We start from the raw sequence: 15,674 nt of genomic DNA on the forward strand, positions 1-15,674 counted from the left end.
CTTTGTCGCCAAAACCACCGTGTAAACAATGGCCATTGGCATTGAGATCAAGCTGAACCCATTGTTGTCCCAGTAAAAACCGGCCATGACGGATCCGGTTGGCATAACGGCCAACAGTGGCGCCTAAATAACAGCTGTCCTTGAGATACTCCGCTGCTGTTGGGTAACTTAAGGTCAGATTTTGGCCATAAAAACGAATGGCTTTGATATAAGCGCCAAAAGGCAACACTTCCACGGCAAGACCCGCATCGTTTTGCAGCAATATCACTTGCGGCGGCGGTGTGGTTTTGCCGCTGCCTGACATCTCCATAGCTGTTGGCGCAGTGTTGTCAGGCAGTGGCAAGGCCGGGTTCAGTTGATTCACAGCCGGGTTGCTCCCTGACTGGCTTCACACAAAAAAATATCGGCAACAAGGCCGGTCCGTTTCGGGTATTCACGCTTGACCAGCGCAGTAACATCCGCCACTAAAGCCTCTGGCAGCAGTGCCACCACACAACCGCCAAAACCACCGCCTGTCATACGCACACCACCTTGCTGGCCAATCACAATGCTGACCAGCTGCACCAGGCAGTCAATGGCCGGCACTGTAATTTCAAAATCCTGCTGCATTGACTGGTGCGACTGCGCCATTAAACGGCTTAATAAACGTATATCGCCTTGTTGCAGGGCTTTAGCGGCTTGTTCGGTGCGGTCGTTTTCACTGACCACATGGCGGGCACGTTTAGCTTCTAATGCCGACAACTTATATTGTTGCTGTTGCAGCTCCAGATAACTGATATCACGCAATGCCCTGATGCCGAGTTTTTGGGCAGCAGCTTCACATTGTTGCCGCCTTTCGTTATAAGCGCTGTCAACCAGACCCCGTTGTACGTTGGAGTTAATGATCAACACCACCAGGCCATCAGGAATAGTCACTGCTGTGCTGGTTAAACTGCGGGTATCAATCAGCAGTGCCTGGTGTTGCTGGCCTAAAGCACAAATCAGCTGATCCATAATGCCGCAGTGACAACCAACAAAATGGTTTTCGGCGTGCTGGCCGTTCAGGGCATTGTCGCGTCCCGACAAAACAAAACCGCTCAGATGGCTAAAACAAAGCCCAAGTGCCACCTCCAGCGAAGCCGACGAGCTTAAACCTGCGCCTTTGGGCACATTACCGCTGATGGCAATATCACCACCTTTGAGGGCATAACCTTGTTGCAATAAACTGTTGGCCACTCCCCGCACATAATTAGCCCAGCTATACACAGGGTGAGGTTCAATCGGAAAACGAAGCTCAAATTCGTCCTGCTGCTGATAATCCAGCGCCAGCACGCGGATTTTTTGTTGTTCGTTTGGCCTTGCCAACACCCAGGTATAAAAGTTAATGGCACAAGGCAACACAAAACCATCGTTATAGTCGGTATGTTCACCAATCAGATTCACCCGGCCGGGAGCCTGAAACGCCATGTTGTGTGCTTGTTGAAAATGGCTGGCAAAAGCCTGTTGTAAAGCCAATAACTGCGCCGGTACTTTAGCCATGGTCAACTCCTGTTGTGCCTGCTGTTGCCGCATAAGGCTGCGGGCCAGCTTGTTGATTTTTATAATGAATACCACTTTGGCTGCGCAATCTGGCAGCGGCTTGCTCCGGTGTCATATCTCTTTGGGTTTCAGCAAGCATTTCATACCCTACCATAAACTTTTTGATACTGGCTGAGCGCAGCAGCGGCGGATAAAAATGGGCATGCAGTTGCCAGTGGCTGATATCTTCCTGTTGCTCAGCCTGAGGCTGATAAGGTGCACCATGCCAGCCCATTGAATATGGAAAAGCACACTGAAACAGATTGTCATACCGAATGGTCAGTTGTTGCAGAATATCTGCCAGTGCCAGTTGTTGGGCATGGTTTAGCTGCTCCATCCGCGCCACCGGCGACAGCGGTAATAACAAAGTTTCAAAAGGCCAGCTGGCCCAATAAGGCACCACCACCAGCCAGTGTTCGTTTTGCACCACAATACGTTCCGCTTTTTGCAGCTCCACTGCGGCGTAATGCAACAACAGATTTTTACCGTGCTGGTGCAAATATTGCCGCTGCGCCACATCTGCTTTGGCAGGTAAAGTCGGCACAAAGTGACTGGCCCAAATCTGGCCGTGCGGGTGCGGGTTAGAACAACCGTTAATGGCCCCTTTGTTTTCAAATACCTGCACCCAGCAAAACTGCTGTGACAACTGTTGATATTGGTTTATCCAGCTGCGGATCAGTTGCAAAATCTGCAATTGGCTCAGCTGCGGCAAAGATTTGCTGTGGTCGTTGGAATAACAAATAACCCTGCTGGTGCCGCTGGCTGATTGCAATACAAATAAACCATCTTCATTGTGCTGATAAAGGGGGCCATCGGGCTTCAGCGCGGCAAAGTCGTTGGTAAAAACAAAAGGTGAGCGATAGTCAGGGTTTCGTTCGCCATTCACCCTCAGGTTACCGGCGCACAAATAACAGCTTTCATCATAAGCAGGCAAAGTGGCAAAGTCCGGCGTTTCCAGTTGGCCTTGCCAGGGCCTTTGGGCCCTATGGGGGGACACCAGCACCCAATCGCCGGTCAGCGGATTAAAACGCCGGTGCGGATGTTCAGTTACATCAAATAAAGGGCCGGCAAAGGCATGGTTGTCTGGTGCCTGAGTCATAAAATTTACCTCAGCAAGGCTCATGCTTCACCCCGTCCTGGCCTGTTGTGGCCTTGTCAGTTATGGGGCTGAGCTGAGGCTGCACGACAGGCCGCTGCTGTAACTGTTGTTGCCAGCGCCAGGCGTCGTCTGTCATTTGTTGTAAATCACGGCGGGCGGTAAAACCCAATAGTTGTTGTGCTTTGTCGGCACAGGCCACTGTACTTGGCAAGTCGCCTGGCCGTCTTGTGGTGATACGGTAAGGCAAAACCCGGCCACAAGATTGTTCAAAAGCTTGAATCACCTGCAGCACCGAATAACCCTGACCCCGGCCTAAGTTATACAGATGCACCCCCGGCTCAGCCTGATGTTGTTGCAACGCCAGCACATGGCCCTGTGCTACATCTTCCACATGAATATAATCCCGCACTCCTGTGCCATCCGCTGTTGGGTAGTCGTCGCCAAATACCTGAATTTCATCACGTTGTCCGCTGGCTACCTCTGCCACAAAAGGCAACAGATTATTGGGTGTGCCACAAGGCGCTTCCCCAAGCAACGCCGAATGGTGGGCACCGGCCGGGTTAAAATAACGCAATAAAATGACACTGAAAGCCGGGTTGGCCTGCTGCAGATCTTTTAGCATGGCTTCCACAAAATATTTGCTGCGGCCATAAGGACTGGCTGGTGCACAGGGGCTTTGTTCGTCCAGTGCGGTTGCAGAGGCGGCATAGACAGTGGCCGAGGAGCTAAACAATAAACAGGGCAGCTGATGTTTTTGCATCAGGCTGGCCAGCAGCAAGGTGCCATTAAAGTTGTGCTGATAATAATCTGCTGGTTGTAACCAGGATTCGCCCACAGCTTTTAACCCGGCAAAATGCATCACAGCGTCATAACGCTGTGTGCTTAAAAGCCGCTCCAGCAAAACTTCATCCCTGATATCTCCCTGAATAAATGACAGTTCAGCCGCCTCAGCAGATTGCGGTTGATACAGCTGACGGATACGCGAAACCACAGCAGCGTCACTGTTACTTAGATTATCCAGCAGCGTCACACTATGACCGGCCTGCAACAGCGCCAGTGCACAGTGTGACCCTATATAACCGGTGCCACCGGTCAGTAAAATTTTCATTGCTGCTCCCTTCAGGTTCCTGGCTTTGTATGGCGCAGAAGTTAGCGCCAGCGGCCAAAGCCCGTCAACGACAGATCCCTCAAAGGTTAGGAAGCAGGAATATTCAGCAGGAAAAGCACAGCCCCGGCCCGCTGATCAGCCTAAATGACAGTCTTTTGCCCTTGCCCGACCGGTTTTGTTCCTCAAGTCTGCACAGCTGGTGCTGAAAATTTCTGCTGCGAGCCGGCAGTTTTTCCGCTGCTTATTTTTCAAGAAACAGCCAGTGGATTTAAGGAGGCATCTGGTAGTTAAAAGGCGGATTAATAAAACCGTTCCAGCGTTGAACAACTTAAACAACAGGTTCTGGCGGGCGGCTTTTTGTACTGGATTGCCTGGCCGGATTTATTTATTACACGAGGCAACAGCATGAAAAAAACCTATCTGGCATTTCTGATAAGCTCGGCACTGGCGTGGCCAGTGGCTGCAGCTCAGCCCGGTGTCGCAGGCAATGGCGCAGTGCAAGACAGCAGCGCAGCTAAGGACAGCAGCACGGCCACCCAGGAAAAAACCAAAACAACAGCCAAAAAAAAAGCAGCAAAAAGCGAAACTGCGGTTGAGGTGATAAAAGTCACCGGCATTCGCAGCAGCTTAAAAGAAAGTCAGGAAATTAAAAAACTGGCTGACAACGTGATTGACGCCATAGTGGCCGAAGATATCGGCAAGTTCCCCGATGAAAACGTGGCCGAAGCGCTGCAGCGTATTCCGGGGGTCAGCGTGACCCGCTCCAACGGTGAAGGCCAGACAGTCACAGTGCGTGGTTTAACCGGCGACTACAACATCACCACCTTAAATGGCCGCAAACTGGCGTCCGACAACCCGTCACGCGATTTTAACTATGACGTGATTGCCTCTGAACTCATCAGCGGTGTGCAGGTGCATAAAACGCCACAAGGCCATTTACCGGAAGGCGGTATTGGTGCAGTGGTGAATGTACAAACCGCCCGTCCTCTGGATATTGGCAAATTTGTGATGTCGGGATCACTGAACAGCACTTATAACGAAAGGGCAGAAAGTAACGACCCCAGAGCCTCGTTTTTTATCAGCGACACTTTTAATGACGATACCTTTGGTGCTTTAGCTTCTATTACCCATTCTAATTACACCAACCGCCACGACAGTTATCAGGCCTGGAGCTTTAGCGAAAGGGCAGTGGATATTGGCCGTGACGGCGTGGTTGAACACAACGCAGTGCGATTCCCGGGTTATGCCCAGCTCACTTCTTATGAAGATGAAAGAACCCGCACCGGCGGCACCATGGCGCTGCAGTGGCGGCCAGCCAACAATATTGATGTCAATTTTGATGCTTTATACAGTGTGTACGACATTAATTCCCATGGTCGCCAGTTGTCGGTAGTGACTTATTCTGAATCCTGGTTACCGGCAAAAAATGGTGTTTATACCCATGTGGATGTGGCCGCCGATGGCTGGGCTAATCAGCTTGCCTGGAAAGGCCCGGCCTTGATGGACATAGTGGATACCAGAGCACCAAGACGCAACACCACTTATCAATATGGCGTGAACGTCAATTGGGTGCTGGACGACTTCACTTATACCTTTGATATTTCAAGTTCCGAAGCGCAAAACAAAAACAATGGCGACAACAAATATGTGGTAGCGCGTTCAGGTGTGGAATCGGCCAGCATTAACTGGAATAACGGCCAGGCGGTGCCTGATATTATTTTGTCGGAAGAAGTGACACCCAACAGTGTGTTTGGCGCCTGGTATACCAATACCGACGGCACTGGCGTGAATGACGCCACCCAAAATGCTGCCTTTACCGGTACCTGGGAAAACGACGGCCTGGTGAGCAAAGTGATGTTTGGCGCAGGACTGGACAGTCAGGAAAAAGAACGTATTACCCACCGCTCGCGTAATGCCTCTATTTTTGCCGGGGAAAACCTGGCCAAAATTAACGCCCCCCAGTCGGCTTTGGTGAACTTTTATGGCCATGAGTGGTGGCGTTTACCGGCCAACGCGCTGGATGCCGGCAATATCAGCAATTTTATGGGCGACACCAAAGCGCTGATCCCGGCCAACTGGGCCACGGTGAATATGGATAATCTGTATAAGTTCCTTGGGGAGCTGGACCCTGCCGCCGCCGATTTACTGAAAACCGATATCGCCAAGTCACAATCTTTTATTATTCAGGAAGACATTGCGCACGCTTTTGTTGAAATGAATATTGAAGATACGCTGCTCGACATGCCTTATCTGTTAAATCTTGGTTTGCGTTACACCCGCACTGATGTGCAGTCCAGCGGCCATAGCCAGAACATTCATAACCTGAAGTTTGGCCCTGACGGCAAGCCGGTTGATAACAGCTGGGAAGCAGTGCAGCCGGTGCAGGAAGATTCCGGTTATGAGGACATTTTGCCCAGCCTGAACTTTAAAATTAACCTGACGGACGAGGTGATTTTCCGCACCGCAGCCTCACAGGTGATTTCACGACCTTCGCTGAACGAACTGGCGCCTTATACCTATATCAATGTCAAACCTAATGATCAGGGGGTTCGTTATTACGAAACCCGCACACCGGGTTTAAAACCTTATACCGCTGACCAGTTTGATACCGCGCTGGAATGGTATTACCACGAAAGTGGCACTGTCACTTTTGCCACTTTTTACAAAGAAGTGGCCAGTTTTATCAAATGGGATAAAACCAGTGAAACCATTGATGGCCAGCCGTTTGAAGTCTGGAAACCTTATAACGACAGCAGTAAAACGGCGCGGATCCGCGGTTATGAGCTGGCGTTTTTGCAAACTTTCGATGAGATGTTGCCAGACTACTTAGCCGGTTTTGGTTTGCAGGCCAATTACACCTACAACGACAGTGTGTCCGGTGAAAAAGACGACCAGGGTAACGAAAAACCGTTCCGCGGTTTATCAAAAAACCAGACCAACCTGGTGGCCTTTTACGAAAACGACAAGTTTGAAGCCCGTATTGCCTATAACAACCGCTCTGGTTATTACGCCTGGGATAACTGGTCGGTGATTGGTGGGGTTTGGGTGGCCGAAGCGTTGCACAATAACAGCACCAGCTGGATGGATTTAGGCGTCAGTTATGACATTACCGACAACATCACTTTGCGTGGTGATGTGGCCAACCTGCAGGACAAAATTGATACCCGTTATTTAGGCCATCCGTCCCATATCCAGTATGCCGCCACTTATGGCCGCCGTTTTTCACTGGGGGTGCGGGCTAAATTTTAACCGGCAGTCATCTTGTTCCACCTGTAGTCCAATGTAGTTGTTACCAGTGTTTATGTTGTACACCTGGAGTTTGACCCGGCTTTTGCCGGGTCTTTTTTTTCTTAAAATGGCAGTGGCAGACTGCGGATTAATATTTTAGCTTTGATGGTGCCTGCGCAAATTTTGCATATACTGCCTGTGGTTAGCTACAAAAGGATCTGTTGTTGATGAAAACCCGCCACTCATATTGCCTTGTGCTGCTGGCCTTGTTGTTATCAGCCGCTGTTGTCAGGGCGACACCACAACAGGTGGTATATGCCTGGCCCAAAACTATGCAGCAAGATAAAAGAGGTGATTATCCTGTTGCTTTGTTAAAGCTGGCACTGGCGAAATCCGGTGGGCACTACCTGGCCAAACCCAGTGATTTTGTAATGACCCAATACCGTACCCTGAAACAGCTGGAGCTGGGGCAGGGCATTGATGTAGCCTGGACCATGACCAATCCACAGCGGGAACAACAATTAACTGCTGTGCGAATTCCAATCGACAGAGGGCTGATGGGCTGGCGTTTGTTGGCGATCAGGCAGCAGGACAAAGAACTGTTCCGCACCCTGGCCACGCCTGAGCAGCTGAAGTTGTTATTAACAGTGCAGGGCATTGACTGGCCGGACTATGACATTCTGAAAGCCAATGGTTTTGCGGTGTCAGCCAGCAATCATTTTGATGGCATGTACCAGATGTTATTTAAAGGCCGGGTGCGTTATTTTCCGCGTTCTGTCACTGAAATCTGGCCTGAGCTGGACACTCTTGCCAACAAAGAGCTGGCGGTAGCGCCTGAATGGGCGTTGCATTATCCAACGGCTTCATACTTTTTTGTGCGTAAATCTGACGTAAAACTGGCGCAGGCCATTGAAGACGGGCTGGAGCAAGCCATCAGTGACGGCAGTATGCAGCAACTCTTTGTGGCTTATTTTCAGCAGGCAATAGACAAAGCGGATTTCAACAACCGTCAGGTCATCAGGTTAACCAACCCGGTGCTGCCGGCACAAACGCCGTTACATCGTCCCGAATTATGGTTTGATCCCAAGACAGGATATTAGATGAACAGTCCTCTGAACATCAGGTTGTGGTTCCGGCAAAATATGGGTGCCAGGTTGGCATTGGTTTGTTTTGGCTGGAGTTTTCTGGCGGCTTTGCTGATTACCTTATGGCTGGTGCAACATGAAAAAAATGAAGCATTGCAACACGCCGAAGCTGAGCTGCATAAAATTTCACAAAGTTATCTGCCCGGTTTAAGCGACGCGCTCTGGACCATGGATCCACAAAGGTTAAGGTCACAACTGGAAGCGTTAAAACAATTTCCTGAGTTGGCGCGTATTGAGCTGACTGATGATAGTGGCAAGCTCACCCGCATTGATTTACGCCCGCTGCAACAATTGTTGCTGGAGCATCGTTATCCGCTGGAAGTGCAAATTCAGGGACAGCATTTTCAGCTGGGTGAACTGCATTTGATGGTGGATGCTGAAAGGTTAAATAACCAGATGTGGGAAACGGCCAATGCCGGTTTGTTAACTTCCTTTTTTACGTTGTTTCTCAGTAGTTTACTGCTATTGCGTTTGTTTCATCGTTGGGTTACCCGGCAGTTGCATCAGTTGGCTTTATATGCCAGACAACTGAATGCTAATAATCTGTCGGCCAGTCTGGTGTTGCCAGACAGCACTTTTTACACCGACGATGAAATTGGCGCTATTGTCGACGCTTTTAACGGCATGCAACAACGACTGGCAAAAGAGCTGCAACACAGAACAGCGGTTGAAGAAGAGCTGAAGTCTTATCAGGCGGAGCTGGAACTGATGGTGGAACAAAGAACGGCGCAGCTGGCGGCTCAGACCAAACGGCTGGAACAACAATCTGTACTGCTGCAGGAACAAAATGCCGATTTAAATGCTTTTGCCCATACCGTCGCCCATGATTTAAAACACCCTTTAACCAATTTGATTGGCACGACCCGCCTGCTGACCGGGGTTGCAGCAGAGCTGGATACAGCACAACAACAAAAGTTTTTAACCGAAATTCTGACTGCGTCGCAGAAAATGAATGTGATGATTGATGCTTTGTTACAACTGGCGGCATTACATTCTGAAGTCGAAGTGACTAAAACCGACGTAGTCATTGAACAAACCATTGAAGAAGCAAAACATCACCTGCAACCGCTGATAGACGAATACCACAGTCAGATCCGGTTGTGTGGTCCTTTTCCTACAGTGAAAGCCCACCCGCAGTGGCTGGTGGAGATTTGGTTAAATTACCTGTCTAACGCCATTAAGTATGGCGGTAAACCAGCGGCCATTGAGATTGGCATTGACCCCATGACCAATGAAACCAAAGAGTGGCGCTTTTGGGTCAGGGATCATGGCGACGGCATTGCGGCAGACCAAAAGGATAAATTATTTGCTGAGTTTTCCAGACTGCACTCGGTCAGAGCCGACAGTCATGGTTTGGGTTTATCTATAGTGCGGCGTATTTGTCATAAGTTGGGGGGCAGCTGTGGTTATGAATCGGCCCCTGGTGGCGGCAGTAAATTCTGGTTTACTTTGCCCCTTACGGCCGCATCACGCTGAACAGCACATCACTGGCTCAGCGTAACATCTCTGCCGGTAAATAATAATCCAGCAGAATTTTTTGCAGCAGCCCCTGTTGTTGGTAACGTTTTATCGCCGCTTCTATTTGCAAAAATGCCTTTTTGTGGCGCTGATGGCAAATCAGGTTGTCGCGAATGGTTAAAGGCGAATATTTTTTGTCAAAAGGGAAATATTCGGTTAAACCCAGTTCACGGTAAGCCGCCAGCACATCCGGATAAAACACCAGGCTATAATTCACCCGGCCAGACATCAACATTTGCAGATTTTCCCTTTCACTGTTTACGGTATAAGACTGCATGGCATTGTCCAGAATACGCTGCATTTGTGCGTTCACCGGCACACCACGCACAATACTAATCAGATCTTTGCCAGAAATATCTGCAGCACTTTTCACCAAAGTGTGTTTGGGTCTGCTCAGTACTTTTACCATGGCGTAATTAAAGGGGCTGCTGCTGAGAATATCTTTGGCTAACAGCTGGCGTTCCGGCGCATCAAAGGTATCTAAACCAGGGGCATAACAGGCAAACTGACCACGGGCAAAGTCGTTTTTGGCCCTTTTCATTGGCAACACCACAATTTCATACTGGCTGGCAAGACCGGTGTCTTTCAGTATTTGCGACAACAACTGATAATAAACCCCGGCATCTGTCTGGGTTTGCCCCGCATCGGCCGGTGTATTAAATAAACCACTGAGTTGAGCCGCAGCTATCTGGTATTTATCCCCCTGTTGTGCCCACAACGGCATGCTGCCAAACAAAGCAATAAACCAGAGAAAACACCAATAAAACAACGGCATAATAGTCAATCCCTCGCAGAGTTTTTTGCATAATCAGCACAGCAGCATCATAACCTTATTTTTCATAAGGAATATACCAGGCTGAAGATATTGCCAACTTTGTTTTAACCGGCACTTGATGCAGTTTGGTTTTTATCAGGGGAGGCTTCCACACAATGGTGCTGGCCTATATATGCTGGCAGTTTATTTGGTTAAAACTGCAACTGTATTAAATAACTAAAAATAACCTTTGAGTGCACATGCGGTAATAAACTACCGTTTTAGTGAGGTATCTGGTTGGTTTTCGGTAGCAAACTACCACTTATTGCAACAAAGCAGCAGAGATGCCACTGTGCTGATACTGTGGTAAGAACAGGGCCTGAAAGGACGCGGGATTATAGATGTCATTTAAAGATAAGTTATTAGCGCTCTGTGTGGTGGTGGTCTGGGGCCTGAATTTTGTGGTCATTAAGGTTGGCGTTGAGCAGATGCCGCCGCTGTTACTGGCCGGCTTACGTTTTGTGCTGGTGGCTTTTCCGGCCATCTTTTTTGTAAAACGCCCTCAGCTGCCGCTGCGCTGGCTGGTTGCTTATGGCATGACCATCAGCTTTGGTCAGTTCGCATTTTTGTTTTTTGCCATCAAGCTTGGCATGCCGGTTGGCCTGGCTTCTGTGATGTTGCAGGCGCAGGTGTTTTTTACCATCTTGTTTGGCGTGTTGCTGCTGGCGGAAAAGTTGTGCTGGTACCATATCGCCGGCATGGTGGTAACTGTGTTTGGCATGGTTATTCTGGCAACCGCAGGCATGCAAGGCGAGGTCAGCCATATCAATGCCAGCCAGGTCGGGCTCACACCAGGCGATACAGCGGGGCGCATCACACTCACTACTATCATGTGTATTCTGGCCGCGGCGCTGTCCTGGGGCCTTGGTAATATCAGCAATAAAATTATTATGCGTGACTATCAAACCCCGGTGATGTCGTTGGTGGTGTGGAGTGCGCTGGTGCCTATAGCGCCGTTTCTGGCCTGCTCCTGGTTATTTGATGGCGTCGCCGTGATGACCGCCAGTTTGGCCAATATCACGCTGCCAACAGTACTGGCGCTCTGTTATTTAGCTTATATCGCCACTTTTATCGGTTACGGCATCTGGGGCAAGCTGCTCAGCCGCTACGAAACCTGGCGCGTTACACCACTCTCGTTGCTGGTACCTGTGGTAGGGATTTTCAGCGGCGCTTTGATCCTCGGCGAAAGGTTGTCGCCACAACAAATTCTCGGCGCGCTGGTGATTATTGTTGGCCTGCTGGTGAATGTGTTTGGTGGGTCGTTGCAACAGCGGTTGTTGCAAAGGACATAGCTGTTGCCTTTTAGCTTATGCCTGCGGCATGGCGTGGCTTTGTTTTCAGCTTGCAGCTGCTGGCGCTATGCGGAGACTCGCCTCCGCGGGCGAGTCACTTTTTGTGTCGACAAAAAGTGACACAAAAAACGACCCCGATGAGCCTTCGAAAGCCCGCTAAAAATCAAAAGTTTGAGGCGCCGCCTGTTTTTTAAAACCACGGGGCGACGGCTGCTAACGTCAGCCGCTTCAAACAGTTCGTCCGGTCACCGCGTGATTAAAACCTCAAACTTTCAATTTTTATCGGCTTGGCTAAACGGGGAAGGAGCGTTTTGACCCGAGTATTTCTGGTTTGAATAAAAGTTGTAGTTATGCTGAGTCAGGCAGTAGATAGATTGGCGCAGACTTGTTTGCTAACCGTGCTTGCAATATGGAGGTGAGTCATAGATTGCGTTTTGCTTAACTCAATTTGGGCATAGAAGCCCAACTTCAGTACACCGACATCAAAAGTTAAACTCATTAGTGGTCGCCGATGCTTATTTATTTGCTTTTTATCAACAAGATAGGCTTGTATGGAAAAGCAAAATTTTACCCCAGATACTGATGATCGTCCTATCGAACCAACCAGCGTCAACTACACCGTTCGCGCCTCCCGCGCTCACTCTTGAATGCTCACTAAGCAGTTCCTGCTGTTGGCTTTGAGCCAGGTTTTTGTCATTTATGAATATTGAATAAAATATACATTGTCACATTGTTTAAATCTTGTTGCTTTAATCTGCTTGAACTTTCATCAATTGAGACTTATGTATGCGACTAAAATCTTTTATTAATCAAATGGTTTTGTATGTGGCGGCATTGATGCTGATGTCGTCTCCACTTTTTGCCAGCCAGGCGCAAACTGCTGCGACAAGCGGCTTTTTGCTGTCAAAAAGTACTTTTTCTGCAACTGACAACATTGAGCTGACATTTTGGGGTGGCTCAGGCAGTTCGTCGGACTGGTTTGGTATTTATCCGCTTGGGGTTCAGCCGGGACAAAGGTCGGCCACCGACTGAAAATATATCAATAACAGCAGAGTGGCTTCGGCCACTGGCATTACCGGCAAAATAACATTTGCGGCGCAAAGCCTGCCGGCCGGGCGCTATAGTCTGTGGTTTTTAGCCAACAATGGTTATAGCCCTTTAGCACAGGCGGCGAATATTGAAGTGCTGGGAGCGGCCGCTCAAGCTGCGTTATCGCTGCAGGATGCTGAACTTGATCTTCAGCAGCCGCTTCAGGTTGACTTCACCAACCCTGATGCAACAGCCACTGACTGGCTGGGGGTTTATGCCAAAGGTGTGCAACCAGGCCCTGGCTCTGCCGCCTGGTTATATTTAAATGGCACTAAAACCGCAGGCGCCGCTGTTGGTAATGGTTCGCTGCAGATGGCATTGGCGCTGGGCGCAGGCCAATACGATGTATGGTTGTTGGCCAAAGATGGTTACAGCGCCAAGGCAGGTCCGGTCAGTTTTAGCATTAAAAACAACCAACCGCTTGCCTGGTTTCATCCGCAGTTTCGCATTTATCCGGCAGTGTCGGGGCAGCATTATCAGCTTAAACTGGCGGCTTACCTGCAAAAAAACTCCGCAGCATTTAGCATGAAAATATTGTCCGCCCCTGGCTGGTTAACTTTATCGCCTGACGGCATATTAAGCGGTTTGCCAAGCCATGCCGATGTTGGCCAGCAACAGCTGGTGGTGCGGGCGCTGGATAACGAACAACAAACTTTTGTGGATGCCACCATCACGCTGCCGGTACTTACTGCGCTGCAATATGAGCAAACAGCAGTAAGAATAATGACTTACAACGTCTGGCGTGCTTTTGGCCAGGTGGAGCAGGGTTATCAAAAAGGTCTGACATCTATTTTAACGGCACAAGCCGATATCATTGCTTTGCAGGAAGCGAATGTGGCTTTGGCAGCCAAACTGGCCGGGGATCTGGGTTGGTATCATGCTGTAGGCGCCTATCCGGGTATTCAAACCATCAGCCGTTTCCCGGTGGTAGACAGCACCAATATTGATTTTTCGCTGCTGGCTAAAATTAAACTGCCTTATCACAATAACTTGTTTATCTGGTTGGCCAACACCCATTTAGACCCACATTATTACGGGCCTTATGCGGCTGAACTTGCCGGTGCCAGCGCGCAGTCTGTGTTACAGGAAGAAAACCGCTCCAGCCGGTTGCCACAAATCCGCTTTTTGCTGCAGGGTTTACAGCCGTTGCTGGCCGGTGCCAAAGAAACCCCGGTATTACTGCTTGGCGATTTTAACGTGCCTTCTCATCTGGACTGGACAGCGGCCACAGCTGCCAAACGTAATGGTGTAGGGCAGGTTATCTGGCCAACCAGCGATGCAGTGCACAAAGCCGGTTTTAGCGATAGTTACCGAACGATCCATCCGGACCCTGTGCTTCAGCCAGGCAATACCTGGTCGCCGGTATTTAAAGGCACTGAACCTCAGGACAGGATTGACCGCATTTATTGGCAGGGTGCTGCGTTAAAACCAACAGCGGCCAGCACTTTTACCACCACAGTGCAAACAACGTTGGGGCGCGAAGGCAGTGCTATTGCCGCTGTGGCAAAGAACAGCTGGCCTTCTGATCATGCGGCTGTGTTCAGCGATATGGCGCTGCGTTACCACCCGGCTGATGTGGATAAAAATGGCCTGATTGATAGTCGCGACATCAGTTTATTCCGTCAGCAACTCAGTCTGGGCGCTTTAGCGCAAGTATATGATTTTAATAATGATGGTTTGGTAAGCCCGCTGGATGTACGCGCCATGATGGCGTTATGTCACAAGCCGCAATGTGCAAGCCAATAACAGTGCGCAAGCCAATAAAAAGTGTGTAAGTCATTCAAAAGAGATAAAACAACATGAAGTTTTTATTATTAATGTTAGGTCTGTTATGTAGCAACTTAGCGCAGGCAGCGCTTATTCAGTTACAACCTGAGCAGGGTTATGATCAGAACATCCGGAGTTATCAGCAGGGAGAAACCATACGCCTTGAGCTGAAAATCACGGATGTTACCGAACCCCTTGCGGCCTTCTGGACACAAATTATGTATCAGCCTGCGGGTTTAAAGTTGCAACACTGGGCCTTTGGCAATGGTTTAAATGCCGGCTCTGGCAGCCTGCAATTTGCCGAGCATAACGCAGCGGCCGGTTTTATTATGCTGGATGAATATACCTTTGCTGCAACAGATAAAACGCTGCTAGCTGCGGCGCAACAACCAGGTTTTGTGCTGGCGACTTTAACTTTTCAGGCGCTACAACCCGGCGATTTTCAGCTGGTGTTTAACCAAAACTGGTTGGGGGCAGAAAGTGTTGCCGGTCAGCTGATAAATACCCAGAGTGCCGATTTCACGCTAAAAGTAGCAGCAACAGAAGTGCCGGCACCGGCAACAGCTTTATTGCTGCTGGCAGGTATAACCCTGCTAAGCAGTCGCCGTGGCAGGCTGTGGCGTAACAACAAGGCCGGTAAATAACTTGCCGCTTATAGGGTGATGATATAAAACCCTGAAGCGTTTAAGTTGATTGCGCCGAAGTTTATGACGCTGAAGCTTATTACGCTGATAAACAGGCCCGGTTGGTTGTTTGCTCAGCCGGGCACTGTTTAGCAGTGCTTTGTGGGTTGTTCATCAGCGGGCGCAAGAAAATAAGCGGTGGGGCAGCTTGCAGCTGCTGGCGCTATGCGGAGACTCGCCTCCGCGGGCGAGTCACTTTTTGTGTCGACAAAAAGTGACGCAAAAAACGACCCCGGTGAGCCTTCGAAAGCCCGCTAAAAATCAAAAGTTTGAGGCGCCGCCAAAACTCAGCGGCTGCTAGCGTCAGCCGCTTCAAACAGTTGGCGTCTTAAAACCTCAAACTTTCAATTTTTATCGGCTCGGCTAAACGGGGA

11 protein-coding genes and 1 pseudogene are annotated in these 15,674 nt (G+C 49.6%); 7 read left to right on the plus strand and 5 right to left on the minus strand.

Annotated features, from left to right (window positions below; genetic code table 11):
- From RCH83_RS13780 to galE, 4 genes and pseudogenes are all read right to left on the minus strand, one after another.
- A pseudogene (locus RCH83_RS13780) lies at positions 1 to 364 on the minus strand (hypothetical protein); the annotation flags it as partial.
- Complete coding sequence (gene galK / locus RCH83_RS13785) at positions 361 to 1,518, minus strand: galactokinase (protein WP_306523070.1); 1,158 nt, start codon at positions 1,516 to 1,518, stop codon at positions 361 to 363. The pseudogene RCH83_RS13780 and the gene galK, both read right to left, overlap by 4 nt.
- A complete protein-coding gene (locus tag RCH83_RS13790) occupies positions 1,511 to 2,656 on the minus strand; it encodes a UDP-glucose--hexose-1-phosphate uridylyltransferase (RefSeq protein ID WP_306523072.1) in 1,146 nt (381 codons plus the stop codon). Before RCH83_RS13790 ends, galK begins: the two co-directional genes overlap by 8 nt.
- A gap of 10 nt (positions 2,657 to 2,666) precedes the next feature.
- Positions 2,667 to 3,764, minus strand: a complete 1,098-nt coding sequence (galE, locus tag RCH83_RS13795) for a UDP-glucose 4-epimerase GalE (RefSeq protein WP_306523074.1) — start codon at positions 3,762 to 3,764, stop codon at positions 2,667 to 2,669.
- A gap of 405 nt (positions 3,765 to 4,169) precedes the next feature.
- On the opposite strand from galE, the gene RCH83_RS13800 reads away from it, so the two are divergent.
- The 3 genes from RCH83_RS13800 to RCH83_RS13810 all read left to right on the plus strand — a co-directional run bounded on the left by RCH83_RS13800 (position 4,170) and on the right by RCH83_RS13810 (position 9,613).
- On the plus strand, positions 4,170 to 7,013 hold the full coding sequence (locus RCH83_RS13800) for a TonB-dependent receptor (RefSeq protein ID WP_306523076.1): 2,844 nt from the start codon (positions 4,170 to 4,172) through the stop codon (positions 7,011 to 7,013).
- Positions 7,014 to 7,219: 206 nt separating this feature from the next.
- Positions 7,220 to 8,092: a hypothetical protein gene (locus RCH83_RS13805; protein WP_306523078.1), complete on the plus strand. Its 873-nt coding sequence runs from the start codon at positions 7,220 to 7,222 to the stop codon at positions 8,090 to 8,092.
- On the plus strand, positions 8,093 to 9,613 hold the full coding sequence (locus RCH83_RS13810; protein ID WP_306523080.1) for an ATP-binding protein: 1,521 nt from the start codon (positions 8,093 to 8,095) through the stop codon (positions 9,611 to 9,613). It begins immediately after the preceding gene.
- Between the two features lie 16 nt (positions 9,614 to 9,629).
- Here RCH83_RS13810 and RCH83_RS13815 read toward each other — a convergent pair whose 3' ends face one another.
- Positions 9,630 to 10,430 carry a hypothetical protein gene (locus RCH83_RS13815; protein WP_306523082.1) on the minus strand — a complete coding sequence of 267 codons (801 nt, stop codon included), beginning with the start codon at positions 10,428 to 10,430 and terminating at the stop codon, positions 9,630 to 9,632.
- Positions 10,431 to 10,810: 380 nt separating this feature from the next.
- Here RCH83_RS13815 and RCH83_RS13820 point away from each other — a divergent pair, with 380 nt between their 5' ends.
- The 4 genes from RCH83_RS13820 to RCH83_RS13835 all read left to right on the plus strand — a co-directional run bounded on the left by RCH83_RS13820 (position 10,811) and on the right by RCH83_RS13835 (position 15,261).
- On the plus strand, positions 10,811 to 11,761 hold the full coding sequence (locus RCH83_RS13820) for an EamA family transporter (protein ID WP_306523084.1): 951 nt from the start codon (positions 10,811 to 10,813) through the stop codon (positions 11,759 to 11,761).
- 786 nt (positions 11,762 to 12,547) lie between these two features.
- On the plus strand, positions 12,548 to 12,793 hold the full coding sequence (locus tag RCH83_RS13825; protein ID WP_306523086.1) for a hypothetical protein: 246 nt from the start codon (positions 12,548 to 12,550) through the stop codon (positions 12,791 to 12,793).
- 21 nt (positions 12,794 to 12,814) lie between these two features.
- The gene (locus RCH83_RS13830) at positions 12,815 to 14,596 is read left to right on the plus strand and encodes an endonuclease/exonuclease/phosphatase family protein (RefSeq protein WP_306523088.1); all 1,782 of its coding nucleotides are present in this window, start codon (positions 12,815 to 12,817) and stop codon (positions 14,594 to 14,596) included.
- A 53-nt stretch (positions 14,597 to 14,649) separates the two neighbouring features.
- Positions 14,650 to 15,261 (plus strand): PEP-CTERM sorting domain-containing protein, encoded by a 612-nt coding sequence (locus RCH83_RS13835; RefSeq protein WP_306523090.1) that lies wholly within the window; start codon positions 14,650 to 14,652, stop codon positions 15,259 to 15,261.
- Positions 15,262 to 15,674 lie beyond the last annotated feature (413 nt).

Source organism: Rheinheimera sp. (assembly GCF_030824435.1).
In the GTDB taxonomy this organism is placed as follows: Bacteria; Pseudomonadota; Gammaproteobacteria; order Enterobacterales; family Alteromonadaceae; genus Pararheinheimera.

Excerpts from the sequence above, each read along its gene's own strand:
- galK (WP_306523070.1), bottom strand. The coding sequence starts at position 1,518 with ATGGCTAAAGTACCGGCGCAGTTATTGGCTTTACAACAGGCTTTTGCC.
- RCH83_RS13790 (WP_306523072.1), bottom strand. The coding sequence starts at position 2,656 with ATGACTCAGGCACCAGACAACCATGCCTTTGCCGGCCCTTTATTTGAT.
- galE (WP_306523074.1), bottom strand. The coding sequence starts at position 3,764 with ATGAAAATTTTACTGACCGGTGGCACCGGTTATATAGGGTCACACTGT.
- RCH83_RS13800 (WP_306523076.1), top strand. The coding sequence starts at position 4,170 with ATGAAAAAAACCTATCTGGCATTTCTGATAAGCTCGGCACTGGCGTGG.
- RCH83_RS13805 (WP_306523078.1), top strand. The coding sequence starts at position 7,220 with ATGAAAACCCGCCACTCATATTGCCTTGTGCTGCTGGCCTTGTTGTTA.
- RCH83_RS13810 (WP_306523080.1), top strand. The coding sequence starts at position 8,093 with ATGAACAGTCCTCTGAACATCAGGTTGTGGTTCCGGCAAAATATGGGT.
- RCH83_RS13815 (WP_306523082.1), bottom strand. The coding sequence starts at position 10,430 with ATGCCGTTGTTTTATTGGTGTTTTCTCTGGTTTATTGCTTTGTTTGGC.
- RCH83_RS13820 (WP_306523084.1), top strand. The coding sequence starts at position 10,811 with ATGTCATTTAAAGATAAGTTATTAGCGCTCTGTGTGGTGGTGGTCTGG.
- RCH83_RS13825 (WP_306523086.1), top strand. The coding sequence starts at position 12,548 with ATGCGACTAAAATCTTTTATTAATCAAATGGTTTTGTATGTGGCGGCA.
- RCH83_RS13835 (WP_306523090.1), top strand. The coding sequence starts at position 14,650 with ATGAAGTTTTTATTATTAATGTTAGGTCTGTTATGTAGCAACTTAGCG.